Genomic DNA, 19336 nt, shown 5'->3' on the forward strand with positions numbered 1-19336 from the left:
CGCGCCGCGCTCCTTGTAGCTTCCTCCGAAGCACCCCACGGCGCTGGCCTGCACGAATCGCCAGTACAATTCCGTTACGTGACTTCAGCGCCCGCCAAGCCCCGCATCCCCAACGTCCTCGCCGGACGGTACGCCTCCGCCGAGCTCGCCACGCTCTGGTCGCCCGAGCAGAAGGTGAGGCTGGAGCGGCAGCTCTGGCTCGCCGTGCTGCGCGCCCAGAAGGACCTGGGCATCGAGGTGCCGGACGAGGCGATCGCCGACTACGAGCGCGTCCTGGACACCGTGGACCTGGCCTCCATCGCCGAGCGCGAGAAGGTCACCCGGCACGACGTGAAGGCGCGGATCGAGGAGTTCAACGACCTCGCCGGGCACGAGCACGTCCACAAGGGCATGACCTCGCGCGACCTCACCGAGAACGTCGAGCAGCTCCAGATCCGGCTCTCCCTGGAGCTGGTCCGCGACCGTACGGTGGCCGTGCTGGCCCGCCTGGGCAGGCTGTCCGGCGAGTACGCCGAGCTGGTCATGGCCGGTCGCTCGCACAACGTGGCCGCGCAGGCCACCACCTTGGGCAAGCGCTTCGCCACCGCCGCCGACGAGCTGCTGGTGGCCTACGCCCGCGTGGAGGAGCTGCTGGGCCGCTACCCGCTGCGCGGCATCAAGGGCCCGGTCGGCACCGCGCAGGACATGCTGGACCTGCTGGGCGGGGACGCGGCCAAGCTGGCCGAGCTGGAGGAGCGCATCGCCCACCACCTGGGCTTCGGCCAGGCGTTCACCTCGGTCGGCCAGGTCTACCCGCGCTCGCTGGACTACGAGGTCGTCACCGCGCTGGTGCAGCTGGCGGCGGCGCCCTCCTCGCTGGCCAAGACGGTCCGGCTGATGGCCGGGCACGAGCTGGTCACCGAGGGCTTCAAGCCCGGCCAGGTCGGCTCGTCCGCGATGCCGCACAAGATGAACACCCGCTCCTGCGAGCGCGTCAACGGCCTGATGGTGATCCTGCGCGGCTACGCCTCGATGACGGGCGAGCTGGCCGGCGACCAGTGGAACGAGGGCGACGTGTCCTGCTCGGTGGTGCGCCGGGTCGCGCTGCCGGACGCGTTCTTCGCGCTGGACGGCCTGCTGGAGACGTTCCTGACCGTGCTCGACGAGTTCGGCGCCTTCCCGGCCGTCGTCGCCCGTGAGCTGGACCGCTACCTGCCGTTCCTCGCCACCACCAAGGTGCTGATGGGCGCGGTGCGCTCGGGCGTGGGCCGCGAGGTCGCACACGAGGCGATCAAGGAGAACGCGGTGGCCACCGCGCTGGCCATGCGGGAACAGGGTGCCGAGCGCAACGACCTGCTGGACAAGCTGGCCGCCGACGACCGGCTGCCGCTGGACCGCGAGCAGCTCGCCGCGCTGATGGCCGACAAGCTGTCCTTCACCGGCGCCGCCGCCGACCAGGTCGGCGTGGTCGTGGGCAGGATCGAGGAGATCGCCAAGCAGCGCCCGGAGGCGGCCGGTTACACCCCCGGGGCGATCCTCTGACCTCCTTCACCCAGGCGGAGCTGGAGGCCGCCCGCGACCGTCTCGTCCCCGACGTGATCGCGGACGGCCTCCGCGTCCTGTTCTGCGGCATCAACCCGGGCCTGATGTCGGCGGCCACCGGCCACCACTTCGCCCGCCCGGGCAACCGCTTCTGGCCGGTCCTGCACCGCTCCGGCTTCACTCCACGCCGGCTCAAGCCCGCCGAGGAGCGCGAGCTGCTCTCCCACGGCCTCGGCATCACCAACGTGGTGGCGCGGGCGTCGGCCCGCGCGGACGAGCTGTCCCCCGAGGAGTACGTCGAGGGCGGCCGGGTGCTGGCGGCCAAGGTAGAGCGGTACGCGCCCCGCTGGCTGGCCGTGGTCGGCGTGACCGCGTACCGGGCCGCCTTCGGCGACCGCAAGGCGGTAGTGGGCCCGCAGGAGCGCGCGTTCGGGAACACCCGCGTGTGGGTGCTGCCCAACCCGAGCGGCCTCAACGCCCACTGGACGGTGGACGGCATGGCGGAGGAGTTCGGGCGGCTGCGTGCGGCGGCGGAAGAGGAACCTCAGGGCTGAGGCGGCCTTCAGGGCTGAGGGAAGCCTCCGGTCTAGGGCGGGGCCGTACGGGTCACCGCGGCAAGGAGGCGTATCTCGTCGGCCTCGTCCCGGTCGGCCACACCCACCGCCAGCCACACCTCCCCCGCCTGCCACAGGCCGAGTTCGTCGGTGCGCAGGCAGAGCGAGGCCCAGGGCTCGGGTACGCGCTCGCCCCGCGAGAGCCGGAGGCGCAGGGTGAGCTGGCCCCAGGGCGGTGTCTCGCCCCAGCGGGCGCCGAGCCGCCCGGCTATCGCCTCGCGCAGGGCGTGGAGGTCGTCCGCAACGGCCGCTCTGGGCCCACGGCCGGTCTCCAGCACCACGGTGTGGTGTCCGGCCCCGCCCGCCGGGAGGTCCCGGGCGCGGAGCCGGTCGATGGCGGCCAGATGCCGTGCGACGACGTCCATGTGGTCCAGTAAAGCGACCCCCACTGACATCTGGCGATGCGTCAGGCGTCCCGCCGCCGTACGCACCAGGCGCCCGCGCCGAGCGCCGCCCCCGCCCACAGCGCGGTCACCGCGAGCCCGGTCCAGGGGCCGAGCGGTCCCTCGGGGGCGCTGTGCAGGGCGAGTTGGCCCGCCCGGTCGGGCAGGAAGTCCGCGGCGCCCGAGGAGAGGTCGCCGACGACGAAGGACACGATCAGCAGGAACGGGATCAGCAGCCCGAGGGTGGCGACACCGCTGCGCAGCACGGCGGCGAGTCCGGCGGCGAAGAGGGCCATCAGCGTCAGGTACAGGGCGCAGCCGACCGCCCCGCGCAGCCCCTCGGCCCAGCCCGGCCCGGACTCCCCCGCCGTCGCCCTGCCCACCGCGAGCGTCGTCAGGCCGGTCAGCAGGCCCACGGCGAGCACCGGCAGCGCGACGGCGACGGCCTTGGCCGCGAACCACCGGGTCCGGTCGGGCACCGCGGCGAGCGTCAGCCGCAGCGCACCGCCCCGGTACTCGCCGGCGACCGCCAGGGCGCCGAAGGCGACGGCGGCGACCTGGCCGAGGCTGACGCCGAAGAACACCGAGAACAGCGGGTCGGAGCGGTCCGGCTCGGCGGCGGCGACCGCCGAGAAGGCCACGGTGACGACGAGGACCGCCGCGAGGCCGCCCAGCAGCGACCGCAGCGTACGGATCTTGATCCACTCGGCGTGCAGTGCGGGGACGAACGTCATGTCAGACCTCCTGCGGCTGTGCGGTGAACTCGGCCTCGACCGCGGTCAGATCGAGGTACGCCTCTTCCAGGCTCGCTTCCCGGGCGGCGAGTTCGAGGACGGGCAGCCCGGCTTCGGCCAGCAGGTGGCCGAGTTCGTCCGCGCGGGCGTGCCGCACGGTCCAGGTGCCGTCCGCCGCCCGCTCGCCCTCGTGCCCGTGCCGGGCGAGGAGGGTGCCGAGCGCGTCGGCGTCGGTGCTGCGGACGCGGATCCCGGGGCGTACGCGGGCGTCGATGAAGTCGCGTACCGGAGTGTCGGCGAGGAGGCGGCCCCGGCCGAGGACGACGAGGTGGTCGGCGAACGCGGCGGTCTCCCCCATGAGGTGGCTGGACACCAGGACCGTACGGCCCTCGGCGGCGAGTTCGCGCAGCAGCGAGCGGACCCAGACGATGCCCTCGGGGTCGAGGCCGTTGGCGGGCTCGTCCAGCAGGATCACCTCGGGGTCGCCGAGCAGGGCCGCGGCGATGCCGAGCCGCTGGCGCATGCCGAGCGAGAAGGTGCGGACCCGGCGCCGGGCCACGGAGGCGAGGCCGGTGCGCTCCAGCACCTCGCCGACGCGGGCCGCAGGGAGGCGGTTGCTCACGGCGAGGGCCAGCAGGTGGTCGTGGGCGGTGCGGGCGCCGTGGGCGGCACGGGCGTCCAGCAGGGCGCCCACCCGGCGCAGCGGCTCGCGGAGCGCGGTGTAGGGGCGGCCGTCGAGGGTGGCGGAGCCGGAGGTGGGGTGGTCCAGGCCCAGGACGAGGCGCATGGTGGTGGACTTGCCGGCGCCGTTGGGGCCGAGGAAGCCGGTCACCCGGCCGGGGCGGACGGTGACGGTCAGCCGGTCGACGGCTCGTCTGCCGCCGTACTCCTTGGTGAGGTCCCGCAGTTCGATGCTGGTCATGGGGCGAGCCTCGCGGGTCAGGGGGCCCGGGCACCTCCCCCGCGGGCGGGGACCGGCTCCCCCGTGCGGGGGAGGCCGCGGCGGGGCGCCGGGTGCGACGATGGCGGACATGATCCGCTTCCTGCGCCCGCTGCTGCGCGGAACGACGTACACGCGCCTGCTGCACCTGTGGGTGCCGACGCTGAGCATCGCGTTCTGGCTGTTCATCGACCCCAGCACGCCGTGGGTGCCCGCGCTGTTCCTGATCCCGGCCGGCATGATCCCGGCCGTGCGCAGGGGCGAGGGTGTGCAGGCGCGGCTGCTGCTGACGCCCGGCGAGACGGACCCCGGCATCTCCGAGGTCCCCGCCTCCTGCTGGCGGGACCGGGGGCGGACGCTGCTCTGGCTGGAGCTGCGGATGCTGCTCGGCGCGGTCGCCGTGTTCGCCTGCGTGTGGCTGCCGATCCTCACCTTCGAGCTGGCCAAGTACGCCTGGGGGCTGCCGGCTTCCGACATCCCCTTCCTGGAGGGTCTGACGCCGCACCGGGCGCTCGCGCTGCTGGCCCCGCTTCCCCTCCTCGCCCTGTACGGCACCGTGCTCGGGCTCGGTGCGCTGATCACCCGGTGTGCGCGGTGGCTGTTGGGACCGTCGGCGGCGGAGCGGATGGCGGCGCTGGAGGAGCGCACCGAGCAGTTGCTCGAACGGACGCGGATCGCGCGGGAGTTGCACGACTCGATCGGGCACGCGCTGACCGTGGCGGTGGTCCAGGCCGGGGCCGCGCGGGCGGCCGGTGATCCGGAGTTCACCGGGCGGGCGCTGACCGCGATCGAGGAGACGGGCCGGGCCGCGCTGGAGGATCTGGAGCGGGTGCTAGGGGTGCTGCGTGAGGCGGAGCGGCCGGTGAGCGCCCGGCCGACGCTGGTGGACGCGGACCGCCTGGTGGAGTCGGCGCGTGCCTCGGGCGCGAAGGTGGACCTGGAGGTGACGGGCGCCGTCGAGTCCCTGCCGGGCCCGGTGTCCCGCGAGGGCTACCGCATACTCCAGGAGGCGCTGACGAACGTCCTGCGGCACGCGGGCGCCGTCCCGGTGCGGGTGCGGATGACCGTCACCGGACGTGAACTCGCCCTGGAGATACGCAATCCGCTCCCGGCGGCCCTTCCGGCCGGCCGGGGCGGCAGCGGGCTGCGCGGCATCCGGGAGCGGGCCGCGCTGCTCGGCGGCCGCGCGGACACCGGTGCGCGGGAGGGCGACTGGCTGGTGCGGGCCGAACTCCCGCTCGGCTGATCTACGCTGGCCGGATGCCGTTCACCGTACTGCTCGTCGACGACGAACCCCTGGTCCGCGCCGGTCTGCGGGCCGTGCTGGAGGCGCAGTCCGACATCGAGGTGGTCGGCGAGGCGGCCGACGGGGCCGCCGTCATCCCGCTGGTGCGCGGTCTGCGCCCGGACGTGGTGGCGATGGACGTCCGTATGCCGCTGCTGGACGGCATCGAGGCCACCCGCGCGGTGCTGCGCACGGTGGCCGATCCGCCCAAGATCCTGGTGATCACCACCTTCGAGGACGACGAGTACGTGTACGAGGCGCTGCGCGCGGGCGCGAACGGGTTCCTGCTGAAGCGCTCGCGCCCGGAGGAGATCGTGCACGCCGTGCGGCTGGTCGCGGCGGGAGACTCGCTGCTGTTCCCGGCCTCCGTACGGCGGTTGGCCGCGCGGTACGCGGCCGGCGGCCCGCCCGTCGAGCCGCTGGCGGCGGCGCGGCTGACCGAGCGCGAGGGAGAGGTGCTGCGGCTGATGGCGCGCGGGCTGACCAACGCGGAGATCGCGGCGCGGCTGGTGGTCGGGGCGGAGACGGTGAAGTCCCATGTGAGCGCGGTACTGGCGAAGTTGGGTGCGCGCGACCGCACCCAGGCGGTGATCGCGGCCTACGAGTCGGGCTTCGTCGCGGCCCGGTGACGGCCCGGCCCTCGCCGGGGTGGGCCGGGCCGAGTACGATCCGCCCCACACGCCCGGAGCTGGGAGGACGGACCGTGGGGCAGTTGACCGGTGGTGATCCCTCACTGCTGCGGAGGATCAATTCCGCGGTGGTGCTGCGCGCGCTGCGCGACACCGACTGCGCGACGCTCACGGAGATCACCCGGGCCACCGGGCTGTCCCGGCCGACCGTCGAGGGTGTCGTGGAGGGGCTGGCCGAGGCGGGGCTGGTGGTGGAGCGGGCGGCCGAGGAGGGCACCGCGCGCCGCCAGGGACGGCCCGCGCGCCGGTTCAGGTTCCGGGCCGAGGCGGGGCATCTGCTGGGGCTGGAGATCGGCGCGCACCGGGTGGTCGCGCTCGTGTCCGACCTGGACGGCCGGGCGCTGGGCACGCAGACCCGGGAGGTCGACGAGAAGGCGCCGGCCGACGAGCGGCTGGAGAAGCTGCGCGGCACGGTCGCCGAGCTGCTGCGGCGGACCGGGGTCGCGCGGGGCTCGCTGCGCGCGGTCGGGGTCGGGACGCCGGGCATCGTGGAGGCTGACGGAACGGTTCGCCTGGGCACGGCGCTGCCCCAGTGGACGGGACTGAGGCTGGGCGAACGCCTCAGCCGTTCGTTCCGGTGCCCGGTGCTGGTGGAGAACGACGCCAACGTGGCCGCCGTGGCCGAGCACTGGCAGGGCGCGGCCAAGGACACCGACGACGTGGTGTTCGTGCTGGCCGGGCTGAGTCCGGGCGCGGGCTCGCTGATCGGCGGCCGGCTGCACCGGGGGTACGGCGGGGCGGCCGGGGAGATCGGCGCGCTGCATCTGCTGGGCCGGGAGGCCACCCCGGAGGCGCTGCTGTCCACGACGGACGAGCCGCTGCCGCCGCTGGACGAGCAGGCGGTCACCGAGGTGTTCGCGCTGGCGCGGGAGGGCGACGGCTCGGCGCGGGCCGCGGTGGAGCGGTTCATCCAGCGGCTGGTGCACGACGTGGCGGCGCTGGTGCTGGCGCTCGATCCGGAACTGGTGGTGGTCGGCGGCTGGGCGGCCGGTCCGGACGGGGTCCTCGATCCGCTCCGCCGCGAGCTGGCCCGCTACTGCCTGCGGCCCCCGGCCGTGGCGCAGTCCCTGCTGGGCGAGGCGGTGGTGGCCACGGGCGCGCTCCGGCTGGCGCTGGACCATGTGGAGCGGCAGTTGTTCGCGGTCGAGAGCACGGTCGGCGCGTGACGGGGCCTGACGAGCCCGGCGCGGGCTGAGGGACCGGCGGGACGCCGGACGCCCCGGTGGAGTTCCGGGGCGTCGGGCGTCGTGCGTCGGGCGTCGGGCGGCTGCGCGGTGTCAGGAGGCGCGGCGCTCCGGGTCGTGGTGTATCTCGACGTCCGGGGTGTCGCCGAAGGTCAGGCGGCAGGTGTCGGCCCGGTAGGTGGCCACGCCGAGCGCGGCCGTGCGGCCCTCGGCCGTGAACCGGGTGGTGACGACGAGGACGGGCGAGCCGGGCAGCCGGTCGAGGTCCCTGGCGTCCTCCGCGCCCGCCGAGCCGAGTTCCACCGAGCGGTCCTGGCCGTCGAGTTCGAGCCGCTGGAGTTCGCGCAGCACCGCTCGGGCGCGGGCCGCGCCCGCGGGCGCGTCGATCGCGCTGAGGTCGGGCACCGACGCGGCCGGTACGTACAGCAGCTCGGTGGCGACCCGGCGGCCGTGCGACATCCGGGACCGGCGCACGAGGTGCACCTCGTCCGTGCCGGTGTCCAGTGCCGCCGCGACGGACGCGGGCGGTACGGCGCGCTCGCAGTCGACGGGCTGCCAGGGCTCGTCGCCGGTGCCGGGCCAGGTGTGCCGCCCGGTGCCGAGGGCGACGCCGACCCGCGGCGGCGCGACGGTCGTACCGACGCCCCTGCGGCGTTGCAGCCGCCCTTCCAGTTCGAGCTGTTCCAGCGCCTGCCGGAGCGTGGCGCGGGCGACGCCGAACCGGGCGGCGAGGTCGCGCTCGTTCGGCAGGATCTCGCCGACCGAGAACTCGGAGTCCAGCGCCTCGCTGAGCACGGTCTTGAGATGCAAGTACTTCGGTTCCGGCACCGTTTCCAGTTGCGTGGTCCCCACCCTGTCCTCCGCAAGTGCCGTGCTCCGGCGGTTTTGGCGCCCTTGTTTATTAAAGGTTGTTGCAGTTCTTTGCGACCATAGGGCGGCCCTGATGCTTGGTCAAGACCAATTGTCCCATCCCTGCCCGCTCGCCCGGTGGCCGGGTGACCAAGCGTTCACATGGAGTTCGCACGCCGAGGGGAGTCGCCCTCGGCGAGTACGCGCAGCTTGTCGGGGTTGCGGATGATGTAGACGGCGCTGATCGCGCCGTCGGTGATGCCGAGCTGGAACAGGGTGTCCGGCCTGCCCTCGGACAGCACGAGCACCGCGGCACCGCCGTTGACCTCGATGAACCGCACCGTCATGTCCGGCAACGGCTTCGTGCCGACGGCGGCCAGGAACCGCCCCACCTTGTCGGCGCTGAACAGCACCCGCACCGGCGCCTTCGCCTTGCCGCCGCTGTCGCCGACCAGACGGGCGTCGGGCGCGAGCAGGGACATCAGCCCGTCGAGGTCACCCTCCGTGGCCGCCGCGAGGAACCGCTCGGTCAGCTTCCGGCGCTGGGCGGGGTCCACGTCGTAGCGCGGCCGGCGCTCCTCCACGTGTCTGCGGGCCCGCGCGGCCAACTGCCGTACCGCGGGCTCGCCCCGTTCCAGCAGCTCCGCGATCTCGGCGTACGGATAGCCGAACGCCTCCCGCAGCACGAACACCGCCCGCTCCAGCGGGGACAGCGACTCCAGTACGACGAGGACGGCCACGGAAACGGAGTCGGCGAGCAGGGCCCGGTCTGCGGTGTCGGGGACGCTGTCGCCGAAGTCGGTGGTGTACGGCTCGGGCAGCCAGGGCCCGACGTACGCCTCGCCCCGCGTCCTGACCTGCCGGAGCCGGTCCAGGGCGAGCCGGGTGGTGACGCGCACCAGGAAGGCGCGGGGCTCGCGGACCTCGGCGCGATCGGCGCGGGACCAGCGCAGCCAGGCGTCCTGCACCACGTCCTCGGCGTCCGCGACGCGGCCGAGCATGCGGTAGGCGACGCCCGTCAGGAGCGGCCGGTTCTCTTCGAAGACATCGATCGCGGTCTCGGTCGTCACACCGCCCATCCCATCCCGGCGCACCCGCCGGTGTCCAGACGAATTCGGTCCGTCCTGGCAGGCTCCGGATCATGGCGGGAAGGGGCGCGGGGCACCGGCGACGCGCGGCACGGCGCGGGGGCTACCCGCCGGTAGCAATTGCTGACAAGCTGTCCACGGCGTCCGTCAGCAGTCCGGCAGTTGGGGAGTTCCGTATGTCCGCCACCGTCTCCTTCAAGGTTCCCGCCCCGGCCGGGACGAAGGATGTGACCGTCTCGTACCAGCGGGTGGGGCGGGGTGATCCGCTGGTGCTGCTGCACGGCATCGGGCACCACCGCCAGGCGTGGGACCCGGTGGTGGACATCCTGGCGACCGAGCGCGAGGTCGTCGCCGTGGACCTGCCCGGCTTCGGCGCCTCGCCGGGCCTGCCGAACGGCCTCGCCTACGACCTGGCGACCACCGACTCCGTGCTGGGGTCGCTGTTCGAGGCGCTCGGCCTGGACCGCCCGCACGTGGCCGGGAACTCGCTGGGCGGACTCCTCGCGCTGGAGCTGGGCCGGACGAAGTCCGTACGGTCCGTCACGGCGCTGGCGCCCGCGGGGTTCTGGACCGAGGCGGAGCGGCGCTACGCCTTCGGGGTGCTGCTCACCATGCGCGGGCTGGCCCAGCGGATGCCGCTGCCGATGGTGGAGCGGCTGTCGCGCAGCGCGGCCGGCCGGACCGCGCTGACCAGCACGATCTACCGCCGTCCCGCGCGCCGGGCCCCGGAGGCGGTGGTCGCCGAGACGCTGGCCCTGGCCGGGGCCACCGGGTTCGAGGCGACGCTGCGGACCGGCGCCACCGTGCGGTTCACCGACGCGCTGGCCGGTGTTCCGGTCACGCTGGCCTGGGGCGCGCACGACCGCATCCTCCTGCGCCGGCAGGGAGTGAGGGCCAAGCGGCTCATCCCGCACGCCCGGCTGGTGCGGCTGCCGGGCTGCGGGCACGTGCCGATGAACGACGACCCGGCGCTCGTCGCCCGCGTGATCCTCGACGGCAGCAGCCGCGGCTGACCGGCCGGTCCGGAAGTCCCGTACCCTCGACAGCGTGTCGCGCACCGGCGTCATCCCCCGGAGCGCGGCACGCCAACTGCCCTGACGAGCAGCGTTTCTGACGTCCTGTCGTGTTCGCCCGCCGATGGTTCAAAGCGCGACGAATTCGGGCACAAGCATGCTTAACCCATCGGTCACAGAGCGTTCGTGATCACGCAACACCACTCCTGCACAGTGGCCGCATGACTGCGGACCTCTCTCGAACGAACCGGACCTCGACCCGGCAGCCGGCACGGACCCGGCACGGGCGGCCCGTGCACCACTGGCGACGGGACCTCGTCGAGCTCGCGGCGCTGTTCACGGCCGTCGCGGTGGCCGACGGGGTGGCGAACCTGATCGGGCACGGCCCCGACGGCCCCGCGCTGCTGCTGATCTCGGCGCTCGCGCTGGCCGCGACCGCCGGTTTCCACACCTGGTGGGCACGGCGTCATGTGCACGCACCTCCCACCGCCGGCACCGGCGATACCGGCGCCCGGCCGAGCGCTTCCGCGCACCCGGCCGGGCAGTCCGGGCGGGCGGCGGACGACACCCTGTGGCGGATGCGCACGACCGTACGGGACGAACCCGGATCGCTGGCCGCGCTGTGCACAGCGCTGGCCAGGCACCGGGTCGACATCCTGAGCCTGCAGACCCACCCCCTGGCCGACGGCACGGTGGACGAGTTCCTGCTGCGGGCGCCCGGCACCCTGACGGTGGCCGAACTGACCCGTGTGGTCGCGGAGTCGGGCGGCAGCTCCACCTGGACCGAGCGGGCCGACGCCCACGACCTGGTGGACGCCCCCACCCGCATCCTCGGCCTCGCCACCCGCACCGCCCTGGACGCGGCCGAACTTCCGCTGGCGCTGCGCCAGTTGCTGGGCCGGTGCACGATCCGCTCCCTGCCCGCGGGCACGAAGGGCGAGCCGGTGCCGGCCGAGGGGACGCTGGAGGACACCGTGCTGCGGCTGCGGGCGCCCGACGGAGGCGTGCTGAGCGTGGAACGGCCCCATCTGCCGTTCACCCCGACCGAGTTCGCGCGGGCGCGGGCGCTGGTGGAGCTGGACAGCCGGCTCGGCCCGCGCATCCCGCGCTCCCGTGACGTGCTGACGCTGCCCGAGGGCAACGCCATCACCGTACGCAGGGTCGACACCGGCGATCTGGACGCGGCCAGGGCGATGCACGAACGCTGCTCGGAGCGCACCCTGGACCTGCGCTACCACGGCCCGGTCCGCGACGCGGACCGCTACCTGGACCACCTGCTCAGCCCGCGCTTCGGCCGCACCATCGCCGCGCACACCGCGTCGGGCCGGCTGGTGGCCCTCGGTCATCTGCTGTGGGACGGCGAGGAGACCGAGGTCGCCCTGCTGGTCGAGGACGACTGGCAGCGGCGCGGGGTCGGCACCGAGCTGCTGGAGCGCCTGGTGCGGATGGCGGTGGAGGCGGGCTGCGCGAGCGTGTACGCGGTGACCCGTTCCGCCAACACCGGCATGGTCGCGGCGATGCGCGGGCTCGGACTGCCCCTGGACTACCAGGTCGAGGAGGGCACGCTCGTCATCACCGCCCGGCTGGCCCCCGCCCGGACCGGCGCCCCGCGTGCGGGCGACGAGGAGCGGGTCCGGCTCTGACCTGCCGGAAGGGCGGAAGGACGGACGGGCGGACGGACGGCCCGGCGGTGACCGGCCGCCGGGCCGTCGTCATGGGGTTCCCCTGATGGAACGGGTCAGTTGACGGCCTCGTGCAGCGGCACCGGGACCCGGGCCGGCTCCCCCAGCGCGCCGGACAGGTCCGCCCACAGGTCGTCGGCGTCCTCCAGACCGACCGAGAGCCGCAGCAGCCGGTCGCCCACCCCGGAGCCGTGCCGGTCGGCGGCGTCCACGATGCGGTGGCTGATGGACGCCGGGTGCTGGATGAGGGTGTCGACGCTGCCCAGGCTGACCGCCGGGGTGATCAGCCGGACGCGGGCGATCACCTCGTGCGGGTCGCCGTACGTCTCGAACGCGACCATGGCGCCGCCCAGTTTCGGGTAGTGGACGCGGGCCACGCGCGGGTCCTCGCCGAGCCTGCGGGCCAGTTCGGCGGCGGTCGCGGAGGCGGCGCGCACCCGGACCGGCAGCGTGGTGAGCCCGCGCAGCAGCAGATAGCCCGCCAGCGGATGCAGCACCCCGCCGGTGGCGAACCGTATCCGCCGCAGTTCCCCGGCGAACTCCTCGTCGCAGGCGACGACTCCGGCCATCACGTCACCGTGCCCGCCGAGGTACTTGGTGGCGCTGTGCAGCACCAGCCGCGCGCCGTGCTCGGCGGGACGCTGCAGGACGGGCGTGGCGAAGGTGTTGTCGACGAGCAGCGGCACGGAGCCGCAGGAGTGGGCGACGGCGCGGAGGTCGATCTCGGTGAGGGTGGGGTTGGCCGGCGACTCCACCAGCACCAGTCCGGTGTCGGGGCGCATCGCGTCGGCGACCCCGGCCGGGTCGGTCCAGGTGACCTCGGTGCCGAGCAGTCCGGCGGTCAGCAGGTGGTCGCTGCATCCGTACAGCGGGCGGACGGCGACCACATGGCGCAGGCCCGCGGCCGACCGGGCGAGCAGGACCGCGCTGAGCGCGGCCATGCCGCTGGCGAACGCGACGGCCGCCCCGGTGCCTTCGAGCCGGGCGAGCCCTGTCTCGAAGCGGGCCACGGTCGGGTTGCCGAGCCGGGCGTACACGGGCTGCCCCTCGGGCAGGACGCCGTCGGCGGCGAACGCGTCGATGCGGGCGGCCTCCTCCCTGCTGTCGTAGGAGGGGTAGGTGGTGGACAGGTCGATGGGCGGGGTGTGCAGGCCCTGTGCGGCCAGACCCTCCCGTCCGGCGTGCACGGCCTCGGTGGCCAGTGCCCTGGTCGTGGTGCGTACGGTGTCGGCGGCGCCGTTGCTGCTCGATTCCATGCCCGAAGGGTGAACACCGGACGGGTCCGCGGGGCGATGGGCCGTGTTACGTTCGGCCGATGGACGCCTCCGTCGTACTGGACCCGGTGGATCTGCACCTGCTCCGGCTGCTGCAGAACGACGCCCGGACCACGTACCGCGATCTCGCCGCGCGGGTGGGGGTGGCGCCGTCGACCTGTCTGGACCGGGTGGCCCGGCTGCGCCGGTCGGGCGTGATCCTCGGCCATCAACTGCGGCTGGACCCGGCGAAGCTGGGGCGTGGCCTGCAGGCGCTGCTGTCGGTGCAGGTCAGACCGCATCGGCGGGAGCTGGTCGGGCCGTTCGTGGAGCGCATCCGGGCGATGCCGGAGGCGCGGACGGTGTTCCATCTGACCGGCCCGGACGACTATCTGGTGCATGTGGCCGTCGCCGACATGGCCGACCTCCAGCGGCTGGTGCTTGACGAGTTCACCGCGCACCGCGAAGTGGCGCGGGTGGAGACCCGGCTGATCTTCCAGCAGTGGGAGTGCGGGCCGCTGCTGCCGCCCGGTCATGCCGAGAGCTGAAATGGCCGGTGCACGGGTGACGCGGAGGCACTCCCGGCAGCAGGATGGGCGCCATGTCCGATACGAAGAGCTTGCTGCCCCGTCAGGTCGCCGACTCCTACGTCGACGACCTCATCGCCCTCGACCCGGTCACCGGCACCTACCTCGGCGTGCGGGAGAGTTCCGGCCGGCTGCCCGACTACTCCCCCGCCGGCCGGGACGCGCTGGCCGGCCTGGCGCGGGCGACGCTCGCCGCGCTGGACGAGGCCGAGCGGCTGCCCGGCGCGGACAGTGACGCCGAGCGCCGCTGCGGGCGGCTGCTGCGGGAGCGGCTGACCGCCGAACTGGCCATGCACGACGGGGACGAACACCTGCGCGCGGTCGGCAACATGCACACGCCGGGCCACTCGGTGCGGGACATCTTCTCCGTGACCCCGCAGGAGACCGAGGAGGACTGGGCGGCGATCGCCGAGCGGCTGCGCGCGGTCCCGGCCGCCTACGAGGGCTATCGCGCCTCCCTCGCGCTGGGCCTGGAGCGCGGGCTGCACGCGGCGCCCCGGCCGACGGCGACCTTCGTCGAGCAGCTCACCGAGTGGGCGGACACCGGCGAGGGGCGCGGCTGGTTCGAGGACTTCGCCGCCGCGGGCCCGGAGGCGCTGCGCGCCGAGCTGGACGAGGCGGCCCGCGCGGCGACCGCCTCGGTGGCCCTGCTGCGCGACTGGATGCGGGACGTGTACGCCCCGGCCGTCGCGGGCGCCCCGGACACGGCGGGCCGCGAGCGGTACGCCCGCGGCGCCCGCTACTTCAACGGCACCGACCTGGACCTGGACGAGGCGTACGCCTACGGCTGGGCGGAGTTCCACCGGCTGCTCGGCGAGATGGAGAAGGAGGCGCAGAAGGTGCTCCCGGGCGCGAAGACGCCGTGGGTGGCGCTGGCGCACCTGGACGAGCACGGCCGGCACGTCGAGGGCGTGGACGAGGTCCGGGAGTGGCTCCAGGGCCTGATGGACCGGGCCATCGCCGACCTGGACGGCACCCACTTCGAACTCGCCGAGCGGGTGCGGCGGGTGGAGTCCCGCATCGCCCCGCCGGGCGGCGCGGCGGCCCCGTACTACACGGGTCCCTCGGAGGACTTCTCCCGGCCGGGGCGGACCTGGCTGCCGACCATGGGCGAGACCCGGTTCCCGGTGTACGACCTCGTCTCCACCTGGTACCACGAGGGCGTGCCCGGCCATCACCTCCAGCTGGCGCAGTGGGCGCACGTCGCCGCCGACCTGTCGCGCTACCAGGCGACGGTGGGCATGGTCAGCGCCAACGTCGAGGGCTGGGCGCTGTACGCGGAGCGGCTGATGGACGAGCTGGGCTACCTCGGGGACGCGGAGGAGCGGCTCGGCTACCTGGACGCGCAGATGATGCGCGCGGTCCGGGTGATCATCGACATCGGCATGCACCTGGGTCTGGAGATCCCGGCGGACTCGCCGTTCCGTCCCGGTGAGCGGTGGACGCCGGAGCTGGCGGAGGAGTTCTTCCGGGCGCACAGCAGCCGTCCGGCGGACTTCGTGGTGAGCGAGCTGACCCGCTATCTGACGATGCCGGGGCAGGCGATCGGCTACAAGCTGGGCGAGCGGGCCTGGCTGACGGGCCGGGAGCGGGCCGCCGAGCGGCACGGCGACGCCTTCGACCTGAAGACCTGGCACATGGCGGCGCTGTCCCAGGGTTCGCTGGGCCTGGACGACCTGGTGGACGAGCTGGCCCGGCTCTGACTCGGCCGTACGGCCCTCTCGCGGTGGCGCGCCTCCCGTACCGGCTGCTTGCTGGTGCGGGAGGCCGTCGTACGAGGGAGGTGGGCCGTTCATGCAGCGTGACAGGCCGGGCCGGCGGGCGCTGGAGACACCGCGGGCGGCCGGGCTGGCCGGGGTGGTCTTCGCGCTGCTGCTGGCGGCGACGATCGTCCTGATGCGGCTCGGCATCCCCGAGGGGGCCGACGCGGCGAGCGCCGACGGGTTCACGGACTCGACGCGGCGGGACGCGGTGGTGACGGCGCTGGCGCTGATCCCGTTCGCCGGCATCTTCTTCCTGTGGTTCCTGGGGGCCGTGCGTTCCCATGTGGGCGATGTGGAGGACCGGTTCCTGGCGACCGTGCTGCTGGGCAGCGGGCTGGTCTTCACCGCGACGCTGTTCGGCGCGGCCGCGGCGGCGTCGGCCGTGCTGGCCGTGGCGCACCCGGCCGGCGGTGCGCCGTCGACCGCCGCCTGGGACTTCGGCCGCCATTTCGCGTACACGCTGATGACGGACTACGCGATGCGGATGGCGGCGGTCTTCGTGTCGTCGATGTCGGTGATCGGCAAGCGGATGGGGGTGCTGCCGCGCTGGCTGACGGCGGTGGGCGCCGTCAGCGCGCTGCTGCTGCTCTTCGTCTCCTCGAACGTGCCGTGGGCGGAACTGGTCTTCCCCGCCTGGTCGCTGCTGCTCAGCGTGCACATCCTGCTGGTCAGCGGGCGGCGGCGGCGCGTGAGGGCTTCCTGAGCCGCTCACCCGATCGGCCGGTCCCGGCGCGCGGCCCGGCCCTGGGCACACCGATGCTTACGGTCGGGGGGACGACCGGAGCAGGCCAGCGGGAAGGGCGAGCGTCGATGCGGATCGTCGTCGATCTCAACAAGTGCCAGGGATACGCCCAGTGCGCGTTCCTCGCCCCCGACGTCTTCACCATGCACGGCGAGGAGGCGCTGCTGTACGACCCGCGCGCCGCCGACGAGCAGCGCGACGCGGTCGCGCGGGCCGCCGCCGCGTGCCCGGTGCAGGCGATCACGGTGGAGGGCCTGCACCAGGGCGCCCCCGCCGAGCGCGAGCAGGTCCTCAGCGGAGCTCCCTGGGAGCCGCGCGATGGCCGCTGACTACGTGGACTGGCTGCGCCGCGAGGGCCGGATCGTGATCGTGGGCGCCTCGCTGGCCGGACTGCGCGCCGCCGAGACGCTGCGCGAGGAGGGCTTCACCGGCTCCCTCACCCTGGTCGGCGACGAACCGTACGAGCCGTACGACCGGCCGCCGCTGTCCAAGTCGGTGCTGCTGGGCAAGGCGTCGCCCGAGCACACCGAGCTGCCCCGGCGCCGGGAGCTGGACGCCGAGTGGCGGCTCGGCGTACCGGCGGCCGGGCTGGACCTGACGGGCAAGCGGGTGCTGCTCGCGGACGGCGAGGAGGTGGACTACGACCGGCTGCTGATCGCCACCGGTGTGCGGGCCCGCCTCTGGCCGATCCCCGAGGAGGCGGAGCTGGACGGCGTGTTCGTGCTCCGCACCCGCGACGACGCGACCGCGCTCACCGAGAAGCTGCGGGCGGGGGCGCGGCGGGTGGTGGTGATCGGGGCCGGGTTCGCCGGGTCCGAGGTCGCCTCGGCCTGCCGTGAGATGGGCCTGGAGGTCACCGTCGCGGAACGCGCGGGCGCCCCGCTGGTGGGCGCGCTCGGCGGGGTGATCGGGGCGGTCGCCGCCGACCTCCACCGGGAGAACGGCGTGGACCTGCGCACCCATGTCACGGTGACCGCGCTGGAGGGCGACCCGTTGGGCAGGGTGCGGGCGGTGCACCTGTCCGACGAGAGCGTGGTCGAGGCGGACGTCGTGGTGGTCTCGCTGGGCTCGCAGCGCAACACCGAGTGGCTGAACGGTTCGGGGCTCGGCGCGGGGCCGCGCGGCATCGCCAGCGACGCGGGCTGCCGGGCGTTCGACTTCCGGGGGATCGTCACCGACGACGTGTTCGTCGCCGGGGACGTGGCCCGCTCCCCGCACCCGATGTTCGGCTACCAGTTCCTGTCGCTGGAGCACTGGGGCAACGCGGTGGCGCAGGCCGAGACGGCCGCGCACAACATGATCTGCCCCGCCTCCGACCGGCGCCCGCACATCTGGATGCCCGCCTTCTGGTCCTCGCAGTTCGGCGTGAACATCAAGTCGGTGGGCGTGCCGCCCATGGGCGAGGAACTGATGATCATCCAGGGGTCGCTGGCCGAGCGCCGGTTCGTCGGCGTGTACGGCTTCCAGGGCCGGATCGTGGCCGCCGTGACCTTCGACAACGCGCGCTGGCTGGAGTACTGCCAGCGGCAGATCGAGCAGGGCGCGCCGTTCCCGGTCGAGTACCCCACGACGGACCGCCGTCCAGAGGGGCGGCAGCCGGTGGCGGCGGACTTCCCCGACCCGTCCCTGCCGACGCACGGCCCGACCGTGACCCTCAGCGGCTACTCACCGGCGGACCGCCGCCTGGTGTTCACGCCCGGCCACCACTGACCGCCGTCCGGCGCTCCCGGCACCCTCGACGCCCCAAGGACCTGTCATGACGCAACGCCCGCTGGTGGACCGGATCACCGACTTCGCCAACCGCGCCGACCCCTACCCGCTCTACGCCGAGCTGCGCCGCACCCCCGTGCTGCACGAGGACGCGGACGGCCCGTACGTCATCAGCTCGTTCTGGGACATCGAGAGCCTGCTGCACGACCCCCGGATCAGCTCCGACGCGGCCAACCTGACGGCGGCGGGGGCGGACGAGCTGCAGTCGGAGAGCACCGGGCTGCCGCCGTCGTTCATCCGGCTCGACCCGCCGGAGCACGACCGGCTGCGGCGCATCGCCAACAGCGCCTTCGGGCCGCCGCACGAGCCGCGCCGGGTCGACGACATGCGGGGCGAGCTGCACGCCATCGTCACCGAGCTGATCGACGGGCTCGCCGGCCAGACCGAGATCGACCTGGTGGACCAGTTCGCCTACCCGTTCCCGGTGACCGTGATCTGCCGGCTGCTCGGGGTGCCCCGCGAGGACGAGCCGAGGTTCCGTTCCTGGGTGGACCCGCTGGTCGCGAGCCTCGACCCGGAGACCCGGCAGAGCGCGGACCCCGAGTTCGTGCAGAGGGCGCAGGAGGCGCGGACGCAGCTCGGCATGTATCTGGCCGGGCTGGTGGAGGAGCGCACCAAGGACCCGCGCGACGACATGCTGTCCGACCTGGCCGCCGGGAAGGGACCGGACGGCGCCATGACCATGATGGAGGTGCTCAGCACGGCCGTGCTGCTGCTGATCGCCGGTCATGAGACCACCGTCAACCTGATCACCAACGGGATGCTGACGCTGCTGCGCCACCCCGAGTACCTCCAGCGGCTGCGCGAGGAGCCGGAGTCGGCGGTCAGGATCGTGGAGGAGCTGCTGCGGTACGAGCCTCCGGTGCAGCTCGTCCCGCAGCGCACCTGCATCACCGACATCGAGGTGCGCGGGGTGACGATCCCCAAGGGGTCGCGGATCTGGCTGATGCTGGCGGCGGGCAACCGGGACCCGGAGCGCTTCAAGGACCCGGAGCGCTTCGACCCCGACCGGGACGACCTCCAGCACCTCGGCTTCGGCAGCGGCATCCACAGCTGCTTCGGCGCCCCGGTGGCACGGCTGGAGACGCAGATCGCGCTGGCCGAGCTGGCCCGGCGGCTGCAGAACCCGCGCCTGGTGGCGGACCCGCCGCCGTACCGGCCGAACGCGGTGCTGCGCGGCCCGCGCCATCTGACGGTGGCCTTCGACGGTCTGGCCCCCTGAGACTCGGACGCCGAGGG

Annotated in this window: 19 protein-coding genes; 13 read left to right on the plus strand and 6 right to left on the minus strand. The window is 74.1% G+C overall.

Annotated features, from left to right (window positions below; all coding sequences use genetic code 11):
* The first annotated feature begins 78 nt into the window (after positions 1–78).
* On the plus strand, positions 79–1521 hold the full coding sequence (gene purB, locus ABZ898_RS05260; RefSeq protein ID WP_361652946.1) for an adenylosuccinate lyase: 1443 nt from the start codon (positions 79–81) through the stop codon (positions 1519–1521).
* A complete protein-coding gene (gene mug, locus ABZ898_RS05265) occupies positions 1518–2075 on the plus strand; it encodes a G/U mismatch-specific DNA glycosylase (protein ID WP_361653130.1) in 558 nt (185 codons plus the stop codon). Before purB ends, mug begins: the two co-directional genes overlap by 4 nt.
* Before the next feature lie 32 nt (positions 2076–2107).
* Here the strand turns inward: mug and ABZ898_RS05270 are convergent, their stop codons facing one another.
* The 3 genes from ABZ898_RS05270 to ABZ898_RS05280 are packed head-to-tail and all read right to left on the minus strand — an operon-like array spanning position 2108 to position 4174.
* Entirely contained in the window at positions 2108–2500 is a 393-nt protein-coding gene (locus ABZ898_RS05270; RefSeq protein ID WP_361652948.1) for a hypothetical protein, read from the minus strand.
* 41 nt (positions 2501–2541) lie between these two features.
* Positions 2542–3252 (minus strand): ABC transporter permease, encoded by a 711-nt coding sequence (locus ABZ898_RS05275; RefSeq protein WP_361652950.1) that lies wholly within the window; start codon positions 3250–3252, stop codon positions 2542–2544.
* Between the two features lies 1 nt (position 3253).
* The gene (locus ABZ898_RS05280) at positions 3254–4174 is read right to left on the minus strand and encodes an ATP-binding cassette domain-containing protein (protein ID WP_361652952.1); all 921 of its coding nucleotides are present in this window, start codon (positions 4172–4174) and stop codon (positions 3254–3256) included.
* A 109-nt stretch (positions 4175–4283) separates the two neighbouring features.
* Between ABZ898_RS05280 and ABZ898_RS05285 the strand changes: the two genes are divergently transcribed.
* The 3 genes from ABZ898_RS05285 (at position 4284) to ABZ898_RS05295 (ending at position 7332) form a co-directional block, all read left to right on the plus strand.
* A complete protein-coding gene (locus ABZ898_RS05285; protein WP_361653132.1) occupies positions 4284–5438 on the plus strand; it encodes a histidine kinase in 1155 nt (384 codons plus the stop codon).
* Between the two features lie 14 nt (positions 5439–5452).
* Positions 5453–6106: a response regulator transcription factor gene (locus ABZ898_RS05290; protein ID WP_361652954.1), complete on the plus strand. Its 654-nt coding sequence runs from the start codon at positions 5453–5455 to the stop codon at positions 6104–6106.
* Positions 6107–6180: 74 nt separating this feature from the next.
* Positions 6181–7332, plus strand: coding sequence for an ROK family transcriptional regulator (locus ABZ898_RS05295; RefSeq protein WP_361652956.1), 1152 nt, complete (start codon positions 6181–6183; stop codon positions 7330–7332).
* 111 nt (positions 7333–7443) lie between these two features.
* On the opposite strand, the gene ABZ898_RS05300 is transcribed toward ABZ898_RS05295, so the two are convergent.
* Complete coding sequence (locus ABZ898_RS05300; protein ID WP_361652958.1) at positions 7444–8202, minus strand: GntR family transcriptional regulator; 759 nt, start codon at positions 8200–8202, stop codon at positions 7444–7446.
* A 155-nt stretch (positions 8203–8357) separates the two neighbouring features.
* Positions 8358–9269, minus strand: coding sequence for an RNA polymerase sigma-70 factor (locus ABZ898_RS05305; RefSeq protein ID WP_361652960.1), 912 nt, complete (start codon positions 9267–9269; stop codon positions 8358–8360).
* Between the two features lie 194 nt (positions 9270–9463).
* Here ABZ898_RS05305 and ABZ898_RS05310 point away from each other — a divergent pair, with 194 nt between their 5' ends.
* Both ABZ898_RS05310 and ABZ898_RS05315 read left to right on the plus strand, forming a co-directional pair.
* Positions 9464–10300, plus strand: a complete 837-nt coding sequence (locus tag ABZ898_RS05310) for an alpha/beta fold hydrolase (protein WP_361652962.1) — start codon at positions 9464–9466, stop codon at positions 10298–10300.
* A gap of 293 nt (positions 10301–10593) precedes the next feature.
* Positions 10594–11943 carry a GNAT family N-acetyltransferase gene (locus ABZ898_RS05315; protein ID WP_361653134.1) on the plus strand — a complete coding sequence of 450 codons (1350 nt, stop codon included), beginning with the start codon at positions 10594–10596 and terminating at the stop codon, positions 11941–11943.
* Between the two features lie 95 nt (positions 11944–12038).
* On the opposite strand, the gene ABZ898_RS05320 is transcribed toward ABZ898_RS05315, so the two are convergent.
* Positions 12039–13238, minus strand: a complete 1200-nt coding sequence (locus tag ABZ898_RS05320) for a PLP-dependent transferase (RefSeq protein WP_361652964.1) — start codon at positions 13236–13238, stop codon at positions 12039–12041.
* 59 nt (positions 13239–13297) lie between these two features.
* On the opposite strand from ABZ898_RS05320, the gene ABZ898_RS05325 reads away from it, so the two are divergent.
* The 6 genes from ABZ898_RS05325 (at position 13298) to ABZ898_RS05350 (ending at position 19319) form a co-directional block, all read left to right on the plus strand.
* Positions 13298–13783, plus strand: a complete 486-nt coding sequence (locus ABZ898_RS05325) for an Lrp/AsnC family transcriptional regulator (RefSeq protein WP_361652966.1) — start codon at positions 13298–13300, stop codon at positions 13781–13783.
* A 53-nt stretch (positions 13784–13836) separates the two neighbouring features.
* Positions 13837–15525 carry a DUF885 domain-containing protein gene (locus ABZ898_RS05330; protein WP_361652968.1) on the plus strand — a complete coding sequence of 563 codons (1689 nt, stop codon included), beginning with the start codon at positions 13837–13839 and terminating at the stop codon, positions 15523–15525.
* A gap of 91 nt (positions 15526–15616) precedes the next feature.
* Entirely contained in the window at positions 15617–16288 is a 672-nt protein-coding gene (locus ABZ898_RS05335) for a hypothetical protein (RefSeq protein ID WP_361652970.1), read from the plus strand.
* 107 nt (positions 16289–16395) lie between these two features.
* Entirely contained in the window at positions 16396–16656 is a 261-nt protein-coding gene (locus ABZ898_RS05340) for a ferredoxin (RefSeq protein WP_361652972.1), read from the plus strand.
* The gene (locus tag ABZ898_RS05345) at positions 16646–18037 is read left to right on the plus strand and encodes an FAD-dependent oxidoreductase (protein WP_361652974.1); all 1392 of its coding nucleotides are present in this window, start codon (positions 16646–16648) and stop codon (positions 18035–18037) included. The genes ABZ898_RS05340 and ABZ898_RS05345 overlap by 11 nt, the downstream gene beginning before the upstream one ends.
* A 46-nt stretch (positions 18038–18083) precedes the next feature.
* Complete coding sequence (locus tag ABZ898_RS05350; protein ID WP_361652976.1) at positions 18084–19319, plus strand: cytochrome P450; 1236 nt, start codon at positions 18084–18086, stop codon at positions 19317–19319.
* Positions 19320–19336 lie beyond the last annotated feature (17 nt).

Source organism: Streptomyces sp. NPDC046860 (genome assembly GCF_040645115.1).
GTDB lineage: Bacteria > Actinomycetota > Actinomycetes > Streptomycetales > Streptomycetaceae > Streptomyces.